Below are 19,540 nucleotides of genomic sequence, written 5' to 3' on the forward strand. Positions count from 1 at the left end.
CACAAATTTGTGAATCGAGCGTAGCGTTCGAGACATGAACACAGTGATTGAGGCCCACGGTCTTGAGAAACGCTACGGACGGGTTCGCGCACTCGACGGACTCGAGCTACCTGTCGACGCCGGGGAGGTGCATGGATTCCTTGGCCCAAACGGCGCGGGCAAGTCCACCACCATCCGGGTGCTGCTTGGACTTGCCCGGGCCAGCGGCGGCAGTGCGACGGTCTTCGGCCAGGACCCGTGGACCGACGCGGTGGAACTGCACAAGCGCATGGCATACGTTCCGGGGGACGTCAGCCTGTGGCCCAACCTCTCCGGTGGCGAGGCGATCGACCTGCTCAGCCGCCTGCGTGGCGGCACGGACGACAAAACGGCATACGCCGCGCGCAAGGCCCGGCTGATTGATGTCTTCCAGCTGGACCCGTCCAAGAAGGGCAGGTCCTATTCGAAAGGCAATCGCCAGAAGGTTGCGTTGGTAGCGGCATTTGCGTCGCCGGCGGACCTGTACATCCTCGACGAACCCACCAGCGGACTCGATCCGCTCATGGAAGGCGTCTTCAACCAGGAGATCAAGCGGGCAGCCTCGCTCGGCAGCACCGTACTTCTCTCCAGCCACATCCTTTCCGAGGTCGAGCAACTCTGCGATCGGGTGACCATCATCCGCGCAGGCAAGACGGTGGAATCCGGAACCCTTGCCGAGTTGCGCCACCTGACCCGGACCGAGGTGTCATTCGCACGCAACGGGCTGACGGACGCCGACATCGCCCGCATTCCTTCCATCCATGACGTTGCCCTTGTCAACGGTCGTGCCCGCTTCACGGTGGACAGCGACAAGATCTCGTCCCTGCTGCCGGTGCTTACGGAACTCGACGTCAAAGGCCTGAGGGTAGCTCCGCCGTCGCTCGAGGAGCTGTTCCTGCGGCACTACGGCGATGAGCTCAATCCGGCTGAAGCGTCACTCGCGCAGCAATCCTCCCGCAAGGCCCGACGTCGGGAAGCCTCCAAAGAGGCGAGCGTGCGATGAACACCCTGGCCACGTTGCTCCTCCAGCGCATACGGCGGGACCGCTTGCAGCTGCTGATCTGGATTGTCGGCATCGCCCTACTTGCTCTTTTCTCCGTCTCTGCTGTTGAGAAGACCTACGGCGACCCGGCGGGACGCGAGAGTATCCTCCAGCTTGCCGTTGCCAACCCGAGCATCCTGATGCTTCGGGGAACACCGGAGGGCGGCGGACTGGACCAATTCGTGTTCTTCGAAATCTTCACGTTCATCGCGGTGCTCGCCGGCCTCATGAACACTTTCCTGGCGGTGCGTCACTCGCGGGCCGAGGAGGAGTCCGGAAGGGCGGAACTCCTCGCCGCGACTCCGGCCGGGCGTACTTTGCCTACGGTGGCCACGATCGTCTATGGCGCTCTCGTGAACGTCGTCAACGGTCTCTTCGTGGCGCTCGCCTTCATTGCCGGCGGGCTGGACGCCAAAGGATCGCTCGTCGCCGGTTGCGCGACTGCCGCCGTCGGACTCACGTTTCTCGCCGTCGGACTGTTCGCCGCCCAACTGATGCGCACTTCCCGTGGCGCGAACGGCGTGGCCGCGGCTGCCGTCACAGCGGCCTACGTCATCCGTGGCATCGGCGACGCCCTTGGCACCCCTTCCGCTGACCACCTCCACATGACCGTGGCATGGTGGAGCTGGATCTCGCCTATCGGTTGGGGCCAACAAACCCTCGCCTATGATGCGAACACCCTGACGCCCCTCCTCCTCAACCTGGCGCTGACCGCAGTATTCCTCTCCCTAGTCTTCGCCCTTCAGGCGCAACGCGATAGCGGTGCCAGCTTGCTCCCCGGCCGCCTCGGCCGTGTAGAGGCCCGCGACTCCCTTTCCACTTCGCTGGGTCTGGCATGGCGGCTGCAATGGCCCACGGTGGTGGGTTGGTGCGTCGGCAGCGCGTTCGCAGGCCTGCTCACGGGCAGCCTTGCACATGCCGTCTCCGGCGCGGCAACGGCAGACCCCACGGTGGAAAAGATCATGGAGGGCCTCATTCCTGGAGGCAGAGGCTCGCTGGTCCAGCTCTTTATCTCGGCGATCTTCGTGATGGTCGGTGTGCTTGCGGCCGCCTGCGCAACACAAGTCATCATCAGGATGCGCCAGGAAGAGGTCGCGGGAACTGCTGAGCAAGTGCTCGCAACCCGGGTTTCACGAGCCGGGTGGCTGATTGGCTATCTCACGGTGGGCGCCGCTTCTGTCGTGCTGGTGCTTCTTGGCGGCGCCGCTGCCTCGGGGCTCAGCGCCCTGGCCGCCGGAGACGCCTCTTCGCCAGTCAGCGACTCCTTCGCGGCGGCAGCTGCCCAACTGCCCGCAGCATTGCTTTACCTCAGCGTGCTCGCACTGGTGTTCGTTGCGCTGCCCGCGTGGACGATTGGCCTGGGCTGGGCGCTGCTTGGCCTCGGCACGGTATTCGGGCTATTCGGCGGGCTCGTAGGCATGCCGGAATGGATCCGTGACATATCACCGTTCACCCACTCCCCTGTGCCGATCGGCACCTCCACGGACTGGAGCGGAGGGGTATGGATGCTGTGCATAGCAGTGGTGGTCGCCTTTCTGGCGACAGCGGGCATGAAACGCCGCGAACTGAACACGGCTTAGCGCCGACGACCGGCCGGAACCAGCAGGCCGAGGAAGGTAGCCCCCGGATGGCGAGGGACGAACGAGCGCTTCGCGAGGCGGCCGAACAGTCGGCCGCCATCCTCACTGCCGCCGGCATGCCCAAAATGCCTGCCCGGGTGCTCATGGCACTGACCGTCGCGGAGGACGGAGGCCTGACGGCACTCGAACTGGGTAAGGTGCTCGGCGTGAGCGCAGCCGCGATCTCGGGGGCGGTCCGCTATCTGCAATCAATAGCAATCGTGAGGAGGGTAGCCCAGCCCGGCAGCCGCCGGGACCGCTACGAAGTTCCACCCAATGCCTGGCTGTCGTCCTTCGCCCAGGAACGTCCGGTCTACCGCGCGCTCGCAGACCTCGCCGACACCGCAATCAAGGCAATCGGTGACCGCACCACCACGGCCGCCGGCCGGCTGGACGAAATGGCGAGCTTCTACAGGTTCCTGGACGCCCGGCTTCCCGAACTTATCAGCGAATGGGAGAAAGGGCGCGACGATCGCAATGGGTGATGCGTTGATGCCTTTCAGCTGTTCGCCGAAACCGCGGTCCCCAGGCCAAGGGCCGTAAGGATCGCGGCAGAGGTCCGTTCGAGTGCTTTTGTCACAGATGGCCTCTTCAGCCAGAGAACGGCCTTGGTCGCCACCACAGACAGGATTCCCAGGTAGAGCATCGAGATAGCGAAGTCGATCACGCCGAGGATCATCGTCAGTCCAAGGGATGCCTCCCCGGGAGGAAGGAACTGGGGCACCACGGCGAGGAAAAACAGGCCCACCTTGGGGTTGAGCATGCACGAAACAAGCCCTGCGAAGAAACTCGAGCGCAGCTTGGGGCCCGCACCGGGGGCGTTCTCTTCCTGGTGGACTGGCTGCCCGCGCCGGCTGTGGACAAAGGCGCTGATCCCCAGGTAAACCAAGTAGAGGCCGCCGATGATCTTCACCACCCTGTATGCCTCGGCCGACTGCTCCAGAAGAGCCGCCAGTCCAATGCCGACAAGCCCGGCCCAAAAGATGCTGCCCAACGAGGAGCCGAGACCGGCCGAGAGGCCGGCCTTGACGTTCAACAGGCTGTACCTCAGGACCAGGAACGAGTCAGGGCCCGGAGTAAGGGCCAAGATCACGCACAACCCGGTGAACGCCGCTAGTGAACTCAGAGTCATGTTTCCATTGAATCATCGCGCGGCTTCTCGACCGGGTACCGCGGGCCTCACGGAACCTTCCCAGAGCCCCCAGCTACAATGGGGCCGTCCGTATTTCCCCTGGAGAGGTAGTTCCCCTTTTGGTCACTCGCCACGATGCACCCAGCCCGGAGCCGGGTCAGTCACCCCCTGTTGCCTATCCGGGCCAGGGAAAGCTGGCTGCCCGCAGCCGGCGGTTCAGCTTCCGTCGTTCGCCCCGCTGGTTCAAAATAACCAGCGCCGCAGTGGCTGTCCTGCTGATCGCAGTCATCGCGTTTGGAGGGTATTGGGTATGGCGCCTTCAGTCCAACATCTCATCGTCCGCACTTGGCGCCGGTGGCATCAGGACGGAAGGGCCGGTTGACGACAGCAAGGACCGCCTCCAAATCCTCGTTCTGGGTACCGATACCAGGAGCGGCAAGAACGGGCAGTTCGGCACCACCGACCAGTCCTCCGGTTACGGCCAATCGGACGTCATGATGCTGCTGGATATTTCTGCGGACAACAACCATGTCAATGTGATCAGCTTCCCCCGCGACTTGTTGGTCGACGTGCCGGCTTGCACTGACAACAAAACCGGCAAGCAATACCCTGAACGGCAAAATGCGATGATCAACAGTGCGATGGCCGAGGCTGGCATCGGCTGCGCTGTTGACACCGTCAACAAGCTCACGGGTTTGGAGGTTGACCACTTCATGATGGCCGACTTCAACGCCGTGACCGAACTTTCCAAGGCCGTCGGCGGCGTCGACGTCTGTGTGAGCACTGCAGTCAACGACCCCGACTCCGGGCTGCATTTGCCCAAGGGCACCTCACAGGTGGAAGGTGACCAGGCACTAGCGTTCCTGCGCACCCGCCATGCATTTTCCGACGGCGGAGACCTCGGACGGATCAAGGCGCAGCAATCGTTCCTCGGTTCCCTCGTTCGGAAGCTCAAGGCCGACGGAACGCTCGGCAACCCCCAGAAGATGCTGGGCATCGCCGACACAGTCACGAAGAACCTCACCGTCGATGACGGACTCGCCTCGGTTCCGGCCCTGTTGACCATCGCGGGCAGGCTCAAGAATATTGACCCGGCCAAGGTCAACTTCATCACCGTGCCCAACGTCCCGGCCGCGTCCGATCCTAACCGGCTCGATCTCGACCAACCGGCTGCGAGCAACTTCTTCGCTGCCCTGACGAAGAGCCCCGATCTCAGCCAACCCGCACCAAGCGCCGCGGCGTCCCCGGCTCCATCCACGGCAACGTCGAAAGCCGGTTACGACAAGGCCCTTCAACCGATCACTGTCGCCAATGGAACGGGCGTGACCGGCAGGAGCCAGGAGATCGGATCGGTTCTCTCCGCCGGAGGCTTCACGAAGCTGGCCAAGATCCAAGCCGATGCCAGGCCACAGACAATGGTCTACTACGGTGCGGGCTTTGCCGATGTTGCTGCGGACGTCGCCGCAATGTTCGGGTTGCCCGCGACGAGCGTGCAGCAGGTAGCGAGTGTCCAGGGAGTACAGCTCTACGCCGGGCAGGACTTCGCGACCGGGGACAAGCCGACACTTCCGGCCCCCAAGCCGAACGATGTGGTTGCCCAGACCGCTCAAGACCAGACCTGCCAGACAACCAACCCGGTCGGATAGCCGGAAGACAGAGCGCCTTCCGCCTCGCATTGCGTGGCGGAGGGCGCTTTCTGTTTTCTCGCTACTGAGGCTGCTCGCCCGAAACGTTCACCAGCCAGGCAATGCCGAACTTATCGGTCAGCATCCCGAAGACGTCACCCCACGGTGCCTTCTCCATCGGGACGGTGACCGTGCCGCCGTCGGCCAGGCCGTTCCAATAGCCGCGAAGTTCTGCCTCGTCGTCGCCGCTAAGCGACACAGAAATGTTGTTTCCCGGACTGTAATCCATGCTGTTGGGGGTGTCTGCGGCCATGAGCTGCAGTCCGTTGTCTGTTTTGAGCGCGGAGTGCATGATCTTGTCGCCCTCGGCGGGGTCTTCGCTCGCGTGGAACTCGGCGAAGGTGCTTTGGGTCAGCTCGCCTCCGAAGACCGATTGGTAGAAGGCCATGGCCTCCTTGGCGTTGTCCCGAAAGCTGATGTACGGGTTGAGGTTCGTGGTCATTACATGGCTCCTCAGTGATAAGGGCAGCACGATCAGCTACCTTTTCGTCATGCTAACAGCGCCGGCCGCGCCCATCCACAGCCAAAATTACCGAGCTCGACGGCGGCTGTCCCGGTTCTTAGTTTCCGCTCGCCTCGCGTCCGACCAAGCCCACTGAGTTGCCCTCGCTGTCCTCGATGAAGGCCATCCATTCATCGGTTCCTGCAGGTCCGAGGCTCCCGTCGACGTGGCTGTAGATCAATTGCGGTTCCTGGACGATCCTTGTCCCGGAGGCGCGGAGTTCTTCAACTATGGGCCTGAGATTGGGTACGTCAAGGTAGATCAGCGACGAGGGAGCGCCCCGATCGAGGAGAAGCCGGACGCCGTCGAGGTCGAAGAAGAGCAGGCCGGGAGGATCGAATCGTGCGCTTGGTTCACTGCCCAGCAGCCTCGAGTAGAACGCCGATGCCCGGTCGAGGTCGCTGGCGCGCTGGGCAACTTGGATCAACCTCATGGTGTACCTCCGGGGATTGCGGGTCGTTTCACGGGTGGTAGCCACATCTTCCGCGGTACTCAATTCGGGTTCAAGAGCCTGGCTGCATGCGGAAGACCTTCAGTTCGAGTTCGGCTTCGCTGCGGGATATGGTCGTTTCCATGCCTGCTGCAAAATCGACCTTGGTCCGCACTGCCCTCATCGCCGGACTGGCCGACGCCATCCTCATTCTTGTTTTCGCGGCCATCGGCCGCGACGCGCACCAGCGCGCCGACGTCCTGACAGGGGTCTTTTCCACGGCCTGGCCTTTCCTAGCCGGCGCGGCGATCGGCTGGCTCGCCGTAAGGGTCTGGCGGGCACCGTTCCAGGTCTGGCCGGCCGGCGTCGCCGTGTGGATTGGAACCGTGGCCGGGGGCATGCTCCTGCGTGCGGCCACCGGACAGACCGTGGTGATCGCGTTCATTATCGTCGCCCTCATCAGCTTGGCGATCCTGCTGCTCGGCTACCGCGCTGTGATCGCGCTGGTAGTGCGGGTCCGGCGACGGAGCCGCCAGTCCTGAGCGCCCGCCGATGTACTAGGCTTGCTACGTCCATTGCCGCACTTCGGAAAGGCCGCCCCCAGTGATCACCGCTTTTGTCCTGATCAAGACCGACGCTTCACGTATCCCGGAGACGGCCGAGGAGATCTCCGCCATCCAGGGAATCAGCGAGGTCTACTCCGTCACCGGGGAATGGGACCTTATTGCGGTGGCGCGCGTGGCGAAGCATGAGGAATTGGCGGATGTCATCGCCGACAAGCTCTCCAAGGTCCCCGCAGTGGTTCACACCACCACCCACATCGCCTTCCGCGCCTACTCGCAGCATGACCTGGACGCCGCGTTCTCGCTGGGCTTCGAGCAGTAACCCCCGGCAGTCCGGCGCCTTGCCTACCTTTGGGTGAGTCCAACCCACGTGTCAAGGACCCGGGCAGCCGCTCCCGAGTCGACGGACTCCGCAGCACGCAGCCAGGCCGATTTCATGCGGTCCAGGAACGCGCCGTCGGCAGCAGTCTCATAGGCCACCAAGCCTGCGGCTGCGTTGAGCAAGACGGCATCCCGGACCGGGCCGGCCTTCCCGCCAAGTACTTCGCGCACGACGGCGGCATTCGCCGCGGCGTCGCCGCCTCGAAGATCGGCGACGGTCGCCGGAGCAATCCCGAGTTCTGACGGCGAGAACCGCTGTTCGGTGACCTGCCCGTTCCTGATTTCCCACACCGTGGACGGACCCGTGGTGGTGAGTTCATCGAGGCCGTCTTCCCCACGGAAGACCAGTCCCCGGCTCCCCCGGCGCGCCAAGACGCCGGCGATCAGCGGAGCCATCGTGGCGTTGGCAACACCCACGGCTGAAGCCTGGACATGGGCCGGATTGGTCATCGGACCCAGGAAATTGAAGGCGGTGGGAACACCAAGTTCGGCCCGCACGACGCCGGTATGCCGGAAGGACGGGTGGAAAACCTGGGCGAAGCAAAAAGTGATCCCCGCCTCTTCTGCGTTGCGGGCGACGCGATCGATCGGCAAGTCAAGCCTCACGCCCAAGGCTTCCAGGACATCGGCGGAGCCCGACGACGACGACGCGGCCCGGTTCCCGTGCTTTACGACCCGCGCTCCCGCGCCCGCCGCCACGAGGGCAGCCATCGTCGAGATGTTGACCGTGTTGAGTCGATCGCCGCCGGTGCCCACAATGTCCAGCTTTTCGCCCGGGATGCTCACGGCTTTGGCGTTGGAGAGCATCGCCTCGACCAGTCCGGTAACTTCCTCCACGGTTTCGCCCTTGGCGCGCAAGGCAACCAGGAAACCGGCGATCTGGGACGGGGCGGCTTCCCCGGACATGATCGTGTTCATGGCCCATGCCGTGTTCTCGACCGTGAGGTCATGCCCGTTGATCAAGGCAGAGATGAGTCCGGGCCACGAGTTGCTTGCCTGCTGTGCAGATGCCTGTGAAGTCACCACTTGATGCTAGCGATCCACACTGCTCCGTGACCAATGCGAAGGAGCTCGGGAACTTTTCCGCGCGAATTCGCGTGTTTGTAGAAAAAGTCTCCCCAAATGGCGGTTCGCATTGGGAAGTCCGGACTTTTACAGACATAATGTCCTTGTGACATCTGCGACCCATGCCCCCAGTACCCCGGCGCACCCGACGCTGAATCGCCCCAATTTGGTTTCCGTTGGAACCGTTGTGTGGCTTTCCAGTGAGTTGATGTTCTTCGCCGGTCTCTTCGCCATGTACTTCACGCTGCGTTCCACGTCAGGCGCGTTGTGGGCGGACGAAACCGGCAAGCTCAACTTCCCGTTTGCGCTTGTAAACACGATCGTCCTTGTGTCAAGTTCCTTCACTTGCCAGATGGGCGTCTTCGCCGCCGAGCGACTTGAACCGCGCCGCCGAGGTGGTGTGCTGCAGTTCACCCGCTGGGGCATGAACGAATGGTTCCTCCTGACGTTCGTCATGGGCGCCATCTTCGTTGCCGGCCAGAGCACTGAATACGCCATGCTTGTGTCCGAGCACGTTACGCTCTCGGCCAACGCCTACGGTTCCGCTTTCTACATGACTACCGGCTTCCACGGCCTGCACGTCATCGGCGGCCTCATCGCCTTCCTGTTCATCATTGGCCGCGCATACGCCGCCAAGAAGTTCGGACACTTTGAAGCGACCTCGGCAATCGTCACCTCGTACTATTGGCACTTTGTGGATGTTGTGTGGATCGGCCTCTTCCTGGTCATCTACGTCCTGAAGTAGCACGGCACCGACTCTTGTTCCGCAAGAGGATGAATTTTAAAGAAGCGGCTCACGGAGCCGACGCAGGATCGAATAAAGGAACCACCACGTGAAGGCACTCTCGCAGAAGCGACGTCATCCACTGGCAGCAATTGCGCTGCTGTTGTTGGGACTCCTCGTCACTGGTGGGCTTTACGCCGTTGCCACAACGGTCAACCAAGCGAAGGCAGACACCACTACCTTCAGCGCCAGCGACGCCCAGGAGGGCGGCAAGCTCTTCGCCGCAAACTGCGCCACCTGCCACGGCATGGGCGCGAGCGGAACCAAGGACGCTCCGTCGCTGGTCGGCGTGGGTGCTGCTGCAGTTGACTTCCAGGTTGGCACCGGCCGTATGCCCATGCAGATGAACGGACCCCAGGCCCAAGAAAAGCCAAGGCAGTTCAACGACCAGCAGACTCAGCAGCTCGCGGCTTACGTCGCCTCGCTGGGTGCCGGTCCGGCAATTCCCGACGCATCGCTGCTCGACGAAAAGGGTGACGCCGCGAAGGGTGGCGAGCTCTTCCGCGTGAACTGCGCGATGTGCCACAACGCTGCCGCAGCCGGCGGTGCCTTGACCCGTGGAAAGTTCGCTCCGGCGCTGGCCGGCGTTTCCGGACAGCACATCTACGAAGCCATGGCCACTGGTCCGCAGAACATGCCCGTCTTCAACGACGCCAACATCTCTCCTGAGGGCAAGCGCGACATCATCACCTTCCTGAAGACGATCGAAGCCAACGGCTCGCCGGGCGGAAACGACCTCGGATCCCTGGGTCCGGTTTCCGAAGGTCTCTTCGTCTGGGTCGCAGGCCTCGGCGTCATCATCGCCTTCACCATCTGGCTGACGTCCCGCACGTCATAGTCCGGACGCACTAAAACTTCTGCTGTCCCCACAGCAGTTTGAATTGAACATTAACCCGGTTACGGCCGGGACAACGAGAGAAGGATGAGGCGAATTATGGGCAACCATAGTGACGGCAGTCCGAACCACTCGGGCACCGTAGCTACGGCTGGTCAGAATGATGTGGAGAAGTTCCAGGATCCTGGGCTCCCTCCGCACCGTTTGCGCCTGGCTGACACGGATCCGAGAGCCGCTAAGCGAGCCGAACGGCAGGTAGCCATACTCTTTGGCATCTCCGTCATCGGCACGGTGATCTTCCTGGTGTCGTACTTTGCCATCGATCTGCACACCGATGGATCGATCGCAACGATCCGCAACCAAAACCTGCTGCTTGGCCTTGGCACCGCATTCGCGATGCTCGGCATCGGCACCGGTATCGTGCACTGGGCCAAGGCCCTCATGCCGGACCACGAGGTATCGGAAGAGCGCCACGCCATCCGTACCGAGGAAGACCGGCAGGCAGCCGTGCGGATCGTCGAGGACATCGTCGAGGAAACCGGCATCAAGCGTCGCCCGCTGATCCGCAACACCCTTTTGGGTGCTGTGGCCCTGGCTCCCCTCCCGGCCTTGGCCGTCTTCGGTGACCTTGGACCCCGCCCGGACGACAAGCTCGCACACACCATGTGGGCACCGCAGGACGGCAAGCTCAAGCGCCTCACCCGCGACCCCGATGGAACACCGATCAAAGCGTCCGACGTCACCATCGGTTCTGCGTTTCACGTGATCCCGGAAGGCCTCAACGAACTCCAGGAAGGCAAGCTCAACGCGAAGGCCAAAGCCGTCGTTTTGCTGATGCGCCTGAACCCGGAGGACTTGACGATTTCCAAGGGCCGCGAAACCTGGAGCTACAACGGAATCGTTGCCTACTCCAAGATCTGCACCCACGTCGGTTGCCCCGTTGCCCTTTATGAGCAGCAAACGCACCACCTGCTGTGCCCGTGCCACCAGTCAACCTTCGACCTCACCAAGGAATGCAAGGTTATCTTCGGCCCCGCCAGCCGTCCGCTCCCCCAGCTGCCCATCGCGGTGGACGCTGAGGGCTACCTCGTAGCCACGAGCGATTTCAAAGAACCTGTAGGACCGAGTTACTGGGAGCGTGACGAGCATGAGCGCCTCATCAACAGCTGAAGTCCCCTTCGTACCTAAAACCAAGGTTGGCCGGATCACGGACTTCGTTGACGAGCGCGTCGGCGGATCCGGAATCCTGCGTGAATTCGGCCGGAAGGTCTTCCCCGACCACTGGTCCTTCATGTTCGGTGAGGTGGCGCTGTATTCCTTCGTCATCCTCCTGATGTCGGGCACGTTCCTGACGTTCTTTTTCGACCCGTCGATGGCTGAGACCCACTATTCGGGTTCATACACCCCGCTGACCAATGTCGAAATGTCCGTCGCGTACAACTCGTCGCTGAACATCTCCTTCGACGTCCGCGGTGGCTTGTTCTTCCGCCAGGTCCACCACTGGGCGGCCCTGCTGTTCGTGGCATCCCTTGGTGTGCACATGCTGCGCGTCTTCTTCACGGGAGCCTTCCGCAAGCCGCGTGAAATGAACTGGGTAGTGGGCGGCGTCCTGCTCATCCTGGCCATGGCTGAAGGCTTCACGGGATACTCCCTCCCCGACGACCTGCTGTCCGGTAACGGCCTGAGGATCATCGACGGTGTCATCAAGTCGATCCCGGTGATCGGCACGTATATATCGTTCTTCCTCTTCGGGGGTGAATTCCCCGGTACGGCGATCATCGGCCGCCTGTACGTGCTGCATATCCTGCTCGTGCCGGCGATGATTCTCCTGATGATCGTCATCCACCTCTTCATGGTGGTTGTGCACAAGCACACGCAGTACCCCGGTCCGGGCCGCAACGACGGCAACGTCGTCGGTTACCCCCTGGGACCGGTTTATGCGGCAAAGGCGGGTGGCTTCTTCTTCATCGTGTTCGGTGTGGTCGCGCTCATGGCTGCGATGTTCACCATCAACCCGATCTGGAACTACGGGCCGTACGACCCCTCCCCCGTGTCGGCCGGTACCCAGCCTGACTGGTACATCGGCTTCGTCGATGGTGCCCTGCGACTCATGCCCGGCGTGGTCAACGACTTCCACTTCGAATACATCATCTTCGGCCATGTGCTGACGCTGAATGTGCTGTTGCCCGCACTGGTTCCGGCAGGCATCATTTTCACGGTGCTGTTCACCTACCCGTGGATTGAACGCTGGATCACCAAGGACAACCGTGAACACCACGTTCTGGACCGTCCGCGCAACGCGCCTACCCGTACCGCCATTGGTGTCGCAGGCTTCACCTGGTACTGCGTCATGTGGGCAGCTGCCGGTTCCGACCTCATCGCAACGCATTTCCACGTCGCACTGAACGATGTCACGTACTGGCTGCGCACCCTGTTCTTCATCGGCCCGATCATCGCGTTCATGGTGACTAAGCGCGTGGCCCTCGCACTGCAGCGCAAGGACCGTGAAATCGCTTTGCACGGCCGCGAAACGGGTCGCATCGTGCGCCTGCCGCATGGTGAGTTCATCGAGGTGCACGCCCCGCTGGACGACTACAAGCAATACAAGCTTGTGGGCTTCGAGTCGCCGTCCCCGTTGGCGGCCCAGCCGAACGAGCACGGCGTCGTCACTCCGAACGAGAAGCGCCGCGCGGCACTGTCCAAGTGGTTCTTCGAAGACCGTGTTGCCCCGGCAACGCCGGCCGAGCTCGAAGCAGCGCACGGACACGGCCACCATGAGGCCATCGAATCCAGCGAAGAGCACAAGAGCCTTAGCCACTAGCTCCCGCAGATAACAACGAGTGAGGGCCCCGTCCATGCGGACGGGGCCCTCACTCGTTGTCCTGTATCCGGGCGGCGTTTCCCTGGCTTTGGGCTAGTGGGTGCGGTAGCCCGTGGATTGGCTTCGGGTTGACCGGACGCCCGGCCGTTGCAACGGAACCCACAACTTGTACCGGTCAGCGCGGTAGTACGAGACGGAGTAGTCCACCATGGCACGGGCCACGAACGCGTGGCGCTGGATCTTGAGCAGCGGAGTACCGACATCCACGTTCAGTAGCCGCGCTGTGGATGGCGAAGCTGCCGTTGCTTCGATCATGTCCTCTCCCCACTCCATTACCAGTCCGTACTTTTCACTCAGCACGTTGTACAGGGACGTGGGAGGCGCCTCGTCCAAAAGACCTGGCACGCGGTGGGCGGGGATGAAGTTCTCGTCCACGCTCATGGGTTCGTTGTCCGCGAGGAGGAGCCTCCGGAAGCGGACCAGCGGTGTGCCTTCCTCCAACTGGAGTTCCCTCGCCAGGAAGGCGCTGGCGGCGATTTGCTCAAAGCTCAGGACCTTGGCAGCCGGAACCATGCCACGGCGCTGCATTTCCTCGCTGTACGAGGTGAGCTTCACTTGCAGGTCCAGCTTGGGTTTGCGAACGAAAGTTCCCAGACCAACCACCCGTTCGATGACTTCCTCGCCGACGAGGGCATCAATGGCCTGCCGTACCGTCATCCTCGCAAGGCCGAACCGTTCAGAGAGGTCCCGCTCCGACGGCAGCGCCGCGCCGGGCTTGCACGACTCAGAGATGTAGCTACGCAGGATCTCGCGCAGTTGAACGTAGATAGGAGTGCCGCTCTTGCGGTCGATCTCCCCCGCGATACGTGCTGCTTCAGCAGGCACGGCGGACCCCGGCAACGAAATCACTCATGAAACAAGCGTAGGCCAATCCACCCGCAGGTCTAGACCAGCCGTCCGCAACACACGGTGCGGCGGCGCTAGGCTTGTAGGGATCAAAATCGAAGTCGGCATCTGGCCGTCCGAGTCAAAGGAGCCGGTTTGCCCGAGCACAAAGCCATCGTCGCCGCAAAGATCGGCCTCCATGCACGGGCTGCCGCCGTGTTCGTGCGGGCCGTGACGGCCACTGGCCTGCCGGTGACGATCCGCAAGCCCGGCCAGCAAGCGGTGGATGCCCGCTCTTTGCTCGAAGTCATGACCGAAGATTTCGGATATGGCTGCGAAGTGGTCCTGGCGGTCGAGGGAGAAGCGCTGCAAGCCGGCAGCACGCTGAATGAGGTCAACGATGCCTTGGCAGCCCTTTCGGCCGTGCTGGAGGCCCTGGAAGGCCCCTGAAGGGCAATTCCCGCGATGGCATAGCTTCCCAACGGCATCCGGAGACGACAAACGACGGCGGGCCCCACCAAATGGTGGGGCCCGCCGTCGTTGTTCAAGCGCTTTTCTAGTGCGCGTGGTCTCCACGGCTGTATTCGAACACCCAACCGACCAGGGCTACGACAGCCAGGCCGGCAGCGACGAACGTGATCCAGAAACCTACGGCCAGGCCAAGGAACCCGCCTGCGCAGGACAAGCCGAGCACCAGCGGCCACCAGCTCCAGGGGCTGAAGTGTCCCTGCTCGCCGGCGCCTTCGTGGATCTCCGCGTCCGGACGGTCCTCCGGACGCATGCCGACCCGCCTGCCCGTGAAACCGAGGTAAGCGCCGATCATGCCTGCCAGGCCACCGACCAGGAGGATGCCGAGGGTGCCGACCCACTCATCCCAGTTGTTCAGGAAACCGTAAACCAGCGCGACCGGTACGAAGAAGAAGCTCCCTGCACCAAAAATCCAAGATTCGATTTTCATTTCGCGTCCTTCTGATCAGCGTTGCCGAGCACCCTTGCTGCCGGCTCAGGGCTCAGGGCAGTGTGGTGCTGCGCGAGTTCCGGGTGGTGGAGGTCCAAGGCGGGACGTTCGGAACGAATGCGGGGCAGCGAGGTGAAGTTGTGCCGCGGCGGCGGGCAGGACGTAGCCCACTCGAGGGAGGCGCCGAAGCCCCAGGGATCGTCCACCTCGACCTTTTTGTTGCTGCGCCACGTGATGTAGACGTTCCAGAAGAACGGCAGGAGCGAGGCGCCGAGCACGAAGGACGAAATCGTGGAGAACTGGTTCATCCAGGTGAAACCGTCCTGCGGAAGGTAGTCGGCGTAACGCCGGGGCATGCCCTCTACGCCGAGCCAGTGCTGGATCAGGAAGGTGCCGTGGAAGCCCAGGAACAGGAGCCAGAAGTGGATCTTGCCGAGGCGTTCGTTGAGCATCTTGCCGGTCCACTTGGGCCACCAGAAGTAGAAGCCTGCGAACATCGCGAAGACCACGGTGCCGAAGACCACGTAGTGGAAGTGCGCCACCACGAAGTAGGAGTCCGAGACGTGGAAGTCCAACGGCGGGGACGCCAGGATGATGCCGGTCAGGCCGCCGAAGAGGAAGGTGACCAGGAAGCCGATGCTCCAGAGCATGGGCGTCTCGAAGGTAATCGAGCCCTGCCACAGGGTACCGATCCAGTTGAAGAACTTCACGCCGGTGGGTACCGCGATCAGCATCGTCATGAAGGAGAAGAACGGCAGCAGCACCGATCCGGTGACGTACATGTGGTGCGCCCAGACGGTCACCGACAAGGCGGCGATCGCGATGGTCGCGTAGACCAGGCCCTTGTAGCCGAAGATCGGCTTGCGGCTGAAGACCGGGAAGATCTCCGAGACAATGCCGAAGAACGGCAAGGCGATGATGTACACCTCGGGGTGGCCGAAGAACCAGAACAGGTGCTGCCACAAGACAGCGCCGCCGTTCTCCGGATCGAAGATGTGGGCTCCGAAGCGCCGGTCAGCGCCGAGGGCGAAGAGTGCGGCCGCGAGCGGCGGGAACGCCATGAGGACCAGGATGGCCGTCACCAAGGTGTTCCAGGTGAAGATCGGCATGCGCCACATCGTCATGCCGGGAGCGCGCATGCAGATGATGGTGGTGATGAAGTTGACCGCACCCAGGATGGTTCCGAAACCGGACAACGCGAGGCCGAAGACCCAAAGGTCACCACCGACGCCGGGGGTGAACGTGGTGTCTGACAACGGCGCATAGGCGAACCAGCCGAAGGAGGCGGCACCTTGCGGAGTGATGAAGCCGGACACGGCAATGGTGGAGCCGAAAAGGAAGAACCAGAAGGCCAGCGCGTTCAGTCGCGGGAACGCGACATCGGGGGCGCCGATCTGGAGCGGCATGACGACGTTCGCGAAGCCTGCGAAGAGCGGCGTCGCAAACATCAGCAGCATCACGGTGCCGTGCATCGTGAAGAGCTGGTTGTACTGCTCCTTGGTCTGCAGGATCTGCATGCCGGGCTCGAAGAGCTCCGCACGCATCAGCAGCGCCATGACGCCGCCGAGGCAGAAGAACACGAAGGACGCGATCAGGTACATGTACCCGATGGTCTTGTGGTCCGTGGAGGTGATCCAGTTGACGACGATGCGTCCCTTGGATTTCGGTACTACGGGAGCCTCTAGGACCCCGGCTGATTGAGTATAAGTAGCCACGTCGCGTCCCTTAATTCTTTGCGTTCAGGTTCGGGTTGCGGTCGTACTTCGAATCGAGAAGACCGGTGTTGCCGCTCTGGCGAAGCTGATCCATATGTGCCTGGAACTCGGCTTCGGAAACGACCTTCACGCGGAACAACATCTCGGAGTGGTATTCACCGCAAAGTTCGGCGCACTTGCCGTCATAGGTGCCCTCCTTGGTGGGGGTCAACCTGATGTAGTTGGTCTTGCCGGGAATCACGTCGCGCTTCTGCAGGAAGGCCGGAACCCAGAAAGAGTGGATGACGTCGCGGGAGTTCAGCTCGAGGTCAACAGACTTGTTGACCGGCAGATACAGCGTCGGCAACTGGTTCAAGTCGATCGCGTTGCCCGTGAGGTGCGCCTGGACGCCCGCTTCGTGAACGTCATCGGTGATGACGGAGCCCTTGACGTAGTTGAAGTCCCAAGCCCATTGCTTGCCCACGACGTCGATGGTGACGTCGGCCGGCTTGGAGCGATCGTCAATCGCCTGCTGGTCCTGGTTGGTGAAGTAGAAGAACACCAGCACCATGAACAGCGGAATGGTCAAATAAAAGACCTCCAGAGGGAGGTTGTAGCTCAGCTGCTTCGGGAAACCCGTGGTGCCCTTGCGGCGCCTGTAGGCGATGATGCACCAGACCAGCAGGCCCCAAGTAATAATGCCGACGACGAGGGCGGCGATCCATGAGTTGACCCAGAGGTCCATGATCCGATCGGTGTTGCTGGTTGTACCACGCTCCGTGGGCAACCAGCCTTTTTCTACCTCTGGTGAACATCCGGTCAAAACCAACGCGCCGGCTAGTGCCAAGCCAGTGATCGAGGTGATCTTTATGCGTCGGCTGCCGGTTCGGTTCTGCGAACTCACAGACGGCCCTTCCTCTTGTTGCTGCAGCCCGGCAGGCGGAAGGCCCACCGGGCACACTAAAGTTTTACTACCCGATGTAGAGCTTACCGCTACCAAGCGGTTTTCGCCGACATGCTGGCCCAGTGCGTCGGGACGGGTTTAACCCGTTCCTGAACTGGGCCAACAGTCTGCGAATGCCCGGTTAGTGGAACGAATCGCCACAGGCGCAAGACCCGCCGGCGTTGGGGTTGTCGATCGTGAAGCCCTGCTTGGAGATCGTGTCCTCGAAGTCGATGCTCGCACCGCTCAGGTACGGCACGCTCATCTTGTCGACAACCACTTCGACGCCGTCGTAGTCGCGGACGGCATCGCCGTCGAGCAGGCGCTCGTCGAAGTAGAGCTGGTAGATCAGGCCCGAGCAGCCGCCCGGCTGAACAGCGACGCGAAGCCGCAGGTCCGTGCGGCCCTCTTGTTCGAGAAGGCTCCGGACTTTACCTGCGGCCACATCGGTCAACTTGACCTCGTGCTCAGGAAGCTCGCCGCCTGCGAGCTGCGCTCCGGTGCTGTTTTCGTTGGTTGCAGTGCTCATTGGCCTACCTTCTTATGACGCTCTTGGCGGCTGCGCCTACGCGCTGCCTGCCCTTACCCAAATACGTGCGGGCTATAGCTACATGCTACGTCGAGCCGGCGCATAGCTATAACTTCTAACGTAACCGGCCGGACCCTTGGCTTGTTCCCCGGCCCGATGCGCGCGTGGGTTCAGAGGCCTTCCGAGTTCAGGCGTGCCAGCATGAGGGCCTCGGCCAGCACTGCGTTGTGGAAATCCCCGATGTGGAGAGATTCGTTGGCGCTGTGGGCCCGTGAATCCGGATCCTCGACACCAGTCACCAGGATCTGGACATCGGGATAGGTCTCGGTCAGGTCCGCGATGAACGGTATGGATCCACCGATCCCCATCTCGACGGCGGGCACTCCCCATGCTTCACCGAGTGCCCACATCGCGATCCGGGCGGCAGCCGATCCTGTATCGGTGGAGAAGGCGTTGCCCCGCTCCCCCGGCACGAACGTGACCTTCGCTCCGAAAGGCGCGTTCGCCGCGAGGTGCTTTCCGACGGCGTCCATCGCGGCATCGGGATCTTGCCCGGGAGCCAAGCGCAGGCTGAACTTCGCCCTCGCAGCGGGGAGCAGCGTGTTGGATGCGACGTCGACGGCGGGTGCGTCGATGCCGATGATGGACAAGGCGGGTTTGGTCCAGAGCCTCGAAGCAATACTGCCGCTGCCGGCGAGCCGCACGCCGTCGAGCACGGAGGCGTCGGCGCGGTACTGGTCCTCGTCCACGTCCTCCACGACATCATCCCTGCCAACCAGGCCCTCGATCGCGACGTTGCCGTCGTCGTCGTGCAAAGTGGCGATGAGGCGGGACAGGAGGGTCGGCGCATCCAGCACGGGACCACCGAACATGCCGGAGTGCACGGCGTGTTCGAGCACCCGCACTTCGAAGGTGCCGTCCACCAGGCCGCGGAGACTGGTTGTCAGTGCCGGTACGCCGACTTTCCAGTTGCTGGAATCGGCCACGACGATGACATTCGCTTCGAGGAGCTCGCGGTGCGTTTCGAGGAAAGTGCGGAAGGTGGGCGAACCGGCCTCTTCCTCGCCCTCGAAGAACAAGGTGACTCCAAGGCCGAAATCGTCTCCCAGCACCTGAGTCACAGCGGCGTAGGAAGCAAGGTGGGCCATGATTCCGGCTTTGTCGTCGGCTGCGCCACGGCCATAAAGGCGGCCCTCGCGTTCCTCGGCGACGAAGGGCTCGGTGTCCCACAAGGCCACGTCGCCCGGCGGTTGCACATCGTGGTGCGCGTACAGCAGGATGGTGGGCTTGCCCGGCGCGGCGACGCGGCGCGCAACAATGGCAGGGCCACCAGGGGTCCCATCGGCCTTGTCGCAGCGCAGGATCTGTACGTCCTGGAAGCCCGACTCGCGGACCAGCGAGGCAACAGCCTCGGCGCTTCGCTCGAGTTCGGCCGGGTCGAAGCTGGGCCAGGCGATCCCCGGAATAGCGACCAGGGCCTTCAAACGAGCCATGGTCTCGCCGAAGGAAGCATCGATCGAGGACTTGAGCGCATCAACATTGATTGTGCCGGAGCCGCCGGAAAGGGTCTGCGGGATCTCCGCATTCATTGAAGTCATGGCGAAAACACTACCGCCGCGAGTGGTGATGGGGAACCGGGCCGGGCGGCGTGGCG

Annotated in this window: 21 protein-coding genes; 11 read left to right on the plus strand and 10 right to left on the minus strand. The window is 62.6% G+C overall.

Annotated elements, in window-relative coordinates; all coding sequences use genetic code 11:
* Positions 1–34 precede the first annotated feature (34 nt).
* From ACSBOX_RS09760 to ACSBOX_RS09770, 3 genes are read left to right on the plus strand one after another with little or no spacing between them, the layout of a single operon-like run.
* Positions 35–1,021 (plus strand): ATP-binding cassette domain-containing protein, encoded by a 987-nt coding sequence (locus ACSBOX_RS09760; protein ID WP_442545809.1) that lies wholly within the window; start codon positions 35–37, stop codon positions 1,019–1,021.
* Positions 1,018–2,640, plus strand: a complete 1,623-nt coding sequence (locus ACSBOX_RS09765; protein ID WP_442545810.1) for an ABC transporter permease — start codon at positions 1,018–1,020, stop codon at positions 2,638–2,640. The genes ACSBOX_RS09760 and ACSBOX_RS09765 overlap by 4 nt, the downstream gene beginning before the upstream one ends.
* A gap of 47 nt (positions 2,641–2,687) precedes the next feature.
* On the plus strand, positions 2,688–3,164 hold the full coding sequence (locus tag ACSBOX_RS09770; protein ID WP_442545811.1) for a GbsR/MarR family transcriptional regulator: 477 nt from the start codon (positions 2,688–2,690) through the stop codon (positions 3,162–3,164).
* Between the two features lie 14 nt (positions 3,165–3,178).
* Here ACSBOX_RS09770 and ACSBOX_RS09775 read toward each other — a convergent pair whose 3' ends face one another.
* Positions 3,179–3,811 carry a LysE family translocator gene (locus ACSBOX_RS09775; protein ID WP_442545812.1) on the minus strand — a complete coding sequence of 211 codons (633 nt, stop codon included), beginning with the start codon at positions 3,809–3,811 and terminating at the stop codon, positions 3,179–3,181.
* Between the two features lie 119 nt (positions 3,812–3,930).
* Between ACSBOX_RS09775 and ACSBOX_RS09780 the strand changes: the two genes are divergently transcribed.
* Positions 3,931–5,457: an LCP family protein gene (locus ACSBOX_RS09780; protein WP_442545813.1), complete on the plus strand. Its 1,527-nt coding sequence runs from the start codon at positions 3,931–3,933 to the stop codon at positions 5,455–5,457.
* A 61-nt stretch (positions 5,458–5,518) separates the two neighbouring features.
* On the opposite strand, the gene ACSBOX_RS09785 is transcribed toward ACSBOX_RS09780, so the two are convergent.
* Positions 5,519–5,938: a VOC family protein gene (locus ACSBOX_RS09785; RefSeq protein ID WP_442545814.1), complete on the minus strand. Its 420-nt coding sequence runs from the start codon at positions 5,936–5,938 to the stop codon at positions 5,519–5,521.
* 118 nt (positions 5,939–6,056) lie between these two features.
* On the minus strand, positions 6,057–6,431 hold the full coding sequence (locus ACSBOX_RS09790) for a VOC family protein (RefSeq protein WP_442545815.1): 375 nt from the start codon (positions 6,429–6,431) through the stop codon (positions 6,057–6,059).
* Between the two features lie 140 nt (positions 6,432–6,571).
* Between ACSBOX_RS09790 and ACSBOX_RS09795 the strand changes: the two genes are divergently transcribed.
* Positions 6,572–6,970: a DUF3054 domain-containing protein gene (locus tag ACSBOX_RS09795; protein WP_442545816.1), complete on the plus strand. Its 399-nt coding sequence runs from the start codon at positions 6,572–6,574 to the stop codon at positions 6,968–6,970.
* A gap of 61 nt (positions 6,971–7,031) precedes the next feature.
* Positions 7,032–7,313: an Lrp/AsnC family transcriptional regulator gene (locus ACSBOX_RS09800; protein WP_078108932.1), complete on the plus strand. Its 282-nt coding sequence runs from the start codon at positions 7,032–7,034 to the stop codon at positions 7,311–7,313.
* Between the two features lie 23 nt (positions 7,314–7,336).
* Here the strand turns inward: ACSBOX_RS09800 and trpD are convergent, their stop codons facing one another.
* The gene (gene trpD / locus ACSBOX_RS09805) at positions 7,337–8,395 is read right to left on the minus strand and encodes an anthranilate phosphoribosyltransferase (protein WP_442545817.1); all 1,059 of its coding nucleotides are present in this window, start codon (positions 8,393–8,395) and stop codon (positions 7,337–7,339) included.
* A 148-nt stretch (positions 8,396–8,543) separates the two neighbouring features.
* Here trpD and ctaE point away from each other — a divergent pair, with 148 nt between their 5' ends.
* The 4 genes from ctaE to qcrB all read left to right on the plus strand — a co-directional run bounded on the left by ctaE (position 8,544) and on the right by qcrB (position 12,877).
* The gene (gene ctaE, locus ACSBOX_RS09810; protein ID WP_442545818.1) at positions 8,544–9,182 is read left to right on the plus strand and encodes an aa3-type cytochrome oxidase subunit III; all 639 of its coding nucleotides are present in this window, start codon (positions 8,544–8,546) and stop codon (positions 9,180–9,182) included.
* Between the two features lie 88 nt (positions 9,183–9,270).
* Entirely contained in the window at positions 9,271–10,059 is a 789-nt protein-coding gene (gene qcrC, locus ACSBOX_RS09815; protein WP_078108934.1) for a cytochrome bc1 complex diheme cytochrome c subunit, read from the plus strand.
* A gap of 96 nt (positions 10,060–10,155) precedes the next feature.
* Positions 10,156–11,226: a cytochrome bc1 complex Rieske iron-sulfur subunit gene (gene qcrA, locus ACSBOX_RS09820; RefSeq protein ID WP_241710217.1), complete on the plus strand. Its 1,071-nt coding sequence runs from the start codon at positions 10,156–10,158 to the stop codon at positions 11,224–11,226.
* Entirely contained in the window at positions 11,204–12,877 is a 1,674-nt protein-coding gene (gene qcrB, locus ACSBOX_RS09825) for a cytochrome bc1 complex cytochrome b subunit (protein ID WP_442545819.1), read from the plus strand. Before qcrA ends, qcrB begins: the two co-directional genes overlap by 23 nt.
* Positions 12,878–12,970: 93 nt before the next feature.
* Here qcrB and ACSBOX_RS09830 read toward each other — a convergent pair whose 3' ends face one another.
* The gene (locus ACSBOX_RS09830) at positions 12,971–13,762 is read right to left on the minus strand and encodes a GntR family transcriptional regulator (RefSeq protein ID WP_078108937.1); all 792 of its coding nucleotides are present in this window, start codon (positions 13,760–13,762) and stop codon (positions 12,971–12,973) included.
* Between the two features lie 156 nt (positions 13,763–13,918).
* On the opposite strand from ACSBOX_RS09830, the gene ACSBOX_RS09835 reads away from it, so the two are divergent.
* Positions 13,919–14,212, plus strand: a complete 294-nt coding sequence (locus tag ACSBOX_RS09835; RefSeq protein ID WP_442545820.1) for an HPr family phosphocarrier protein — start codon at positions 13,919–13,921, stop codon at positions 14,210–14,212.
* 106 nt (positions 14,213–14,318) lie between these two features.
* On the opposite strand, the gene ACSBOX_RS09840 is transcribed toward ACSBOX_RS09835, so the two are convergent.
* The 5 genes from ACSBOX_RS09840 to ACSBOX_RS09860 form a co-directional block, all read right to left on the minus strand.
* On the minus strand, positions 14,319–14,720 hold the full coding sequence (locus ACSBOX_RS09840; RefSeq protein WP_442545821.1) for a cytochrome c oxidase subunit 4: 402 nt from the start codon (positions 14,718–14,720) through the stop codon (positions 14,319–14,321).
* Positions 14,717–16,435 (minus strand): aa3-type cytochrome oxidase subunit I, encoded by a 1,719-nt coding sequence (gene ctaD, locus ACSBOX_RS09845; protein ID WP_078105135.1) that lies wholly within the window; start codon positions 16,433–16,435, stop codon positions 14,717–14,719. Before ctaD ends, ACSBOX_RS09840 begins: the two co-directional genes overlap by 4 nt.
* 10 nt (positions 16,436–16,445) lie before the next feature.
* On the minus strand, positions 16,446–17,318 hold the full coding sequence (ctaC, locus tag ACSBOX_RS09850; protein WP_078105134.1) for an aa3-type cytochrome oxidase subunit II: 873 nt from the start codon (positions 17,316–17,318) through the stop codon (positions 16,446–16,448).
* Between the two features lie 181 nt (positions 17,319–17,499).
* Positions 17,500–17,886: a HesB/IscA family protein gene (locus ACSBOX_RS09855; protein ID WP_059390004.1), complete on the minus strand. Its 387-nt coding sequence runs from the start codon at positions 17,884–17,886 to the stop codon at positions 17,500–17,502.
* A gap of 170 nt (positions 17,887–18,056) precedes the next feature.
* Positions 18,057–19,484: a dipeptidase gene (locus ACSBOX_RS09860; RefSeq protein ID WP_442545822.1), complete on the minus strand. Its 1,428-nt coding sequence runs from the start codon at positions 19,482–19,484 to the stop codon at positions 18,057–18,059.
* Between the last annotated feature and the right edge of the window lie 56 nt (positions 19,485–19,540).

The organism is Arthrobacter sp. KN11-1C, assembly GCF_052180225.1.
GTDB lineage: Bacteria > Actinomycetota > Actinomycetes > Actinomycetales > Micrococcaceae > Arthrobacter.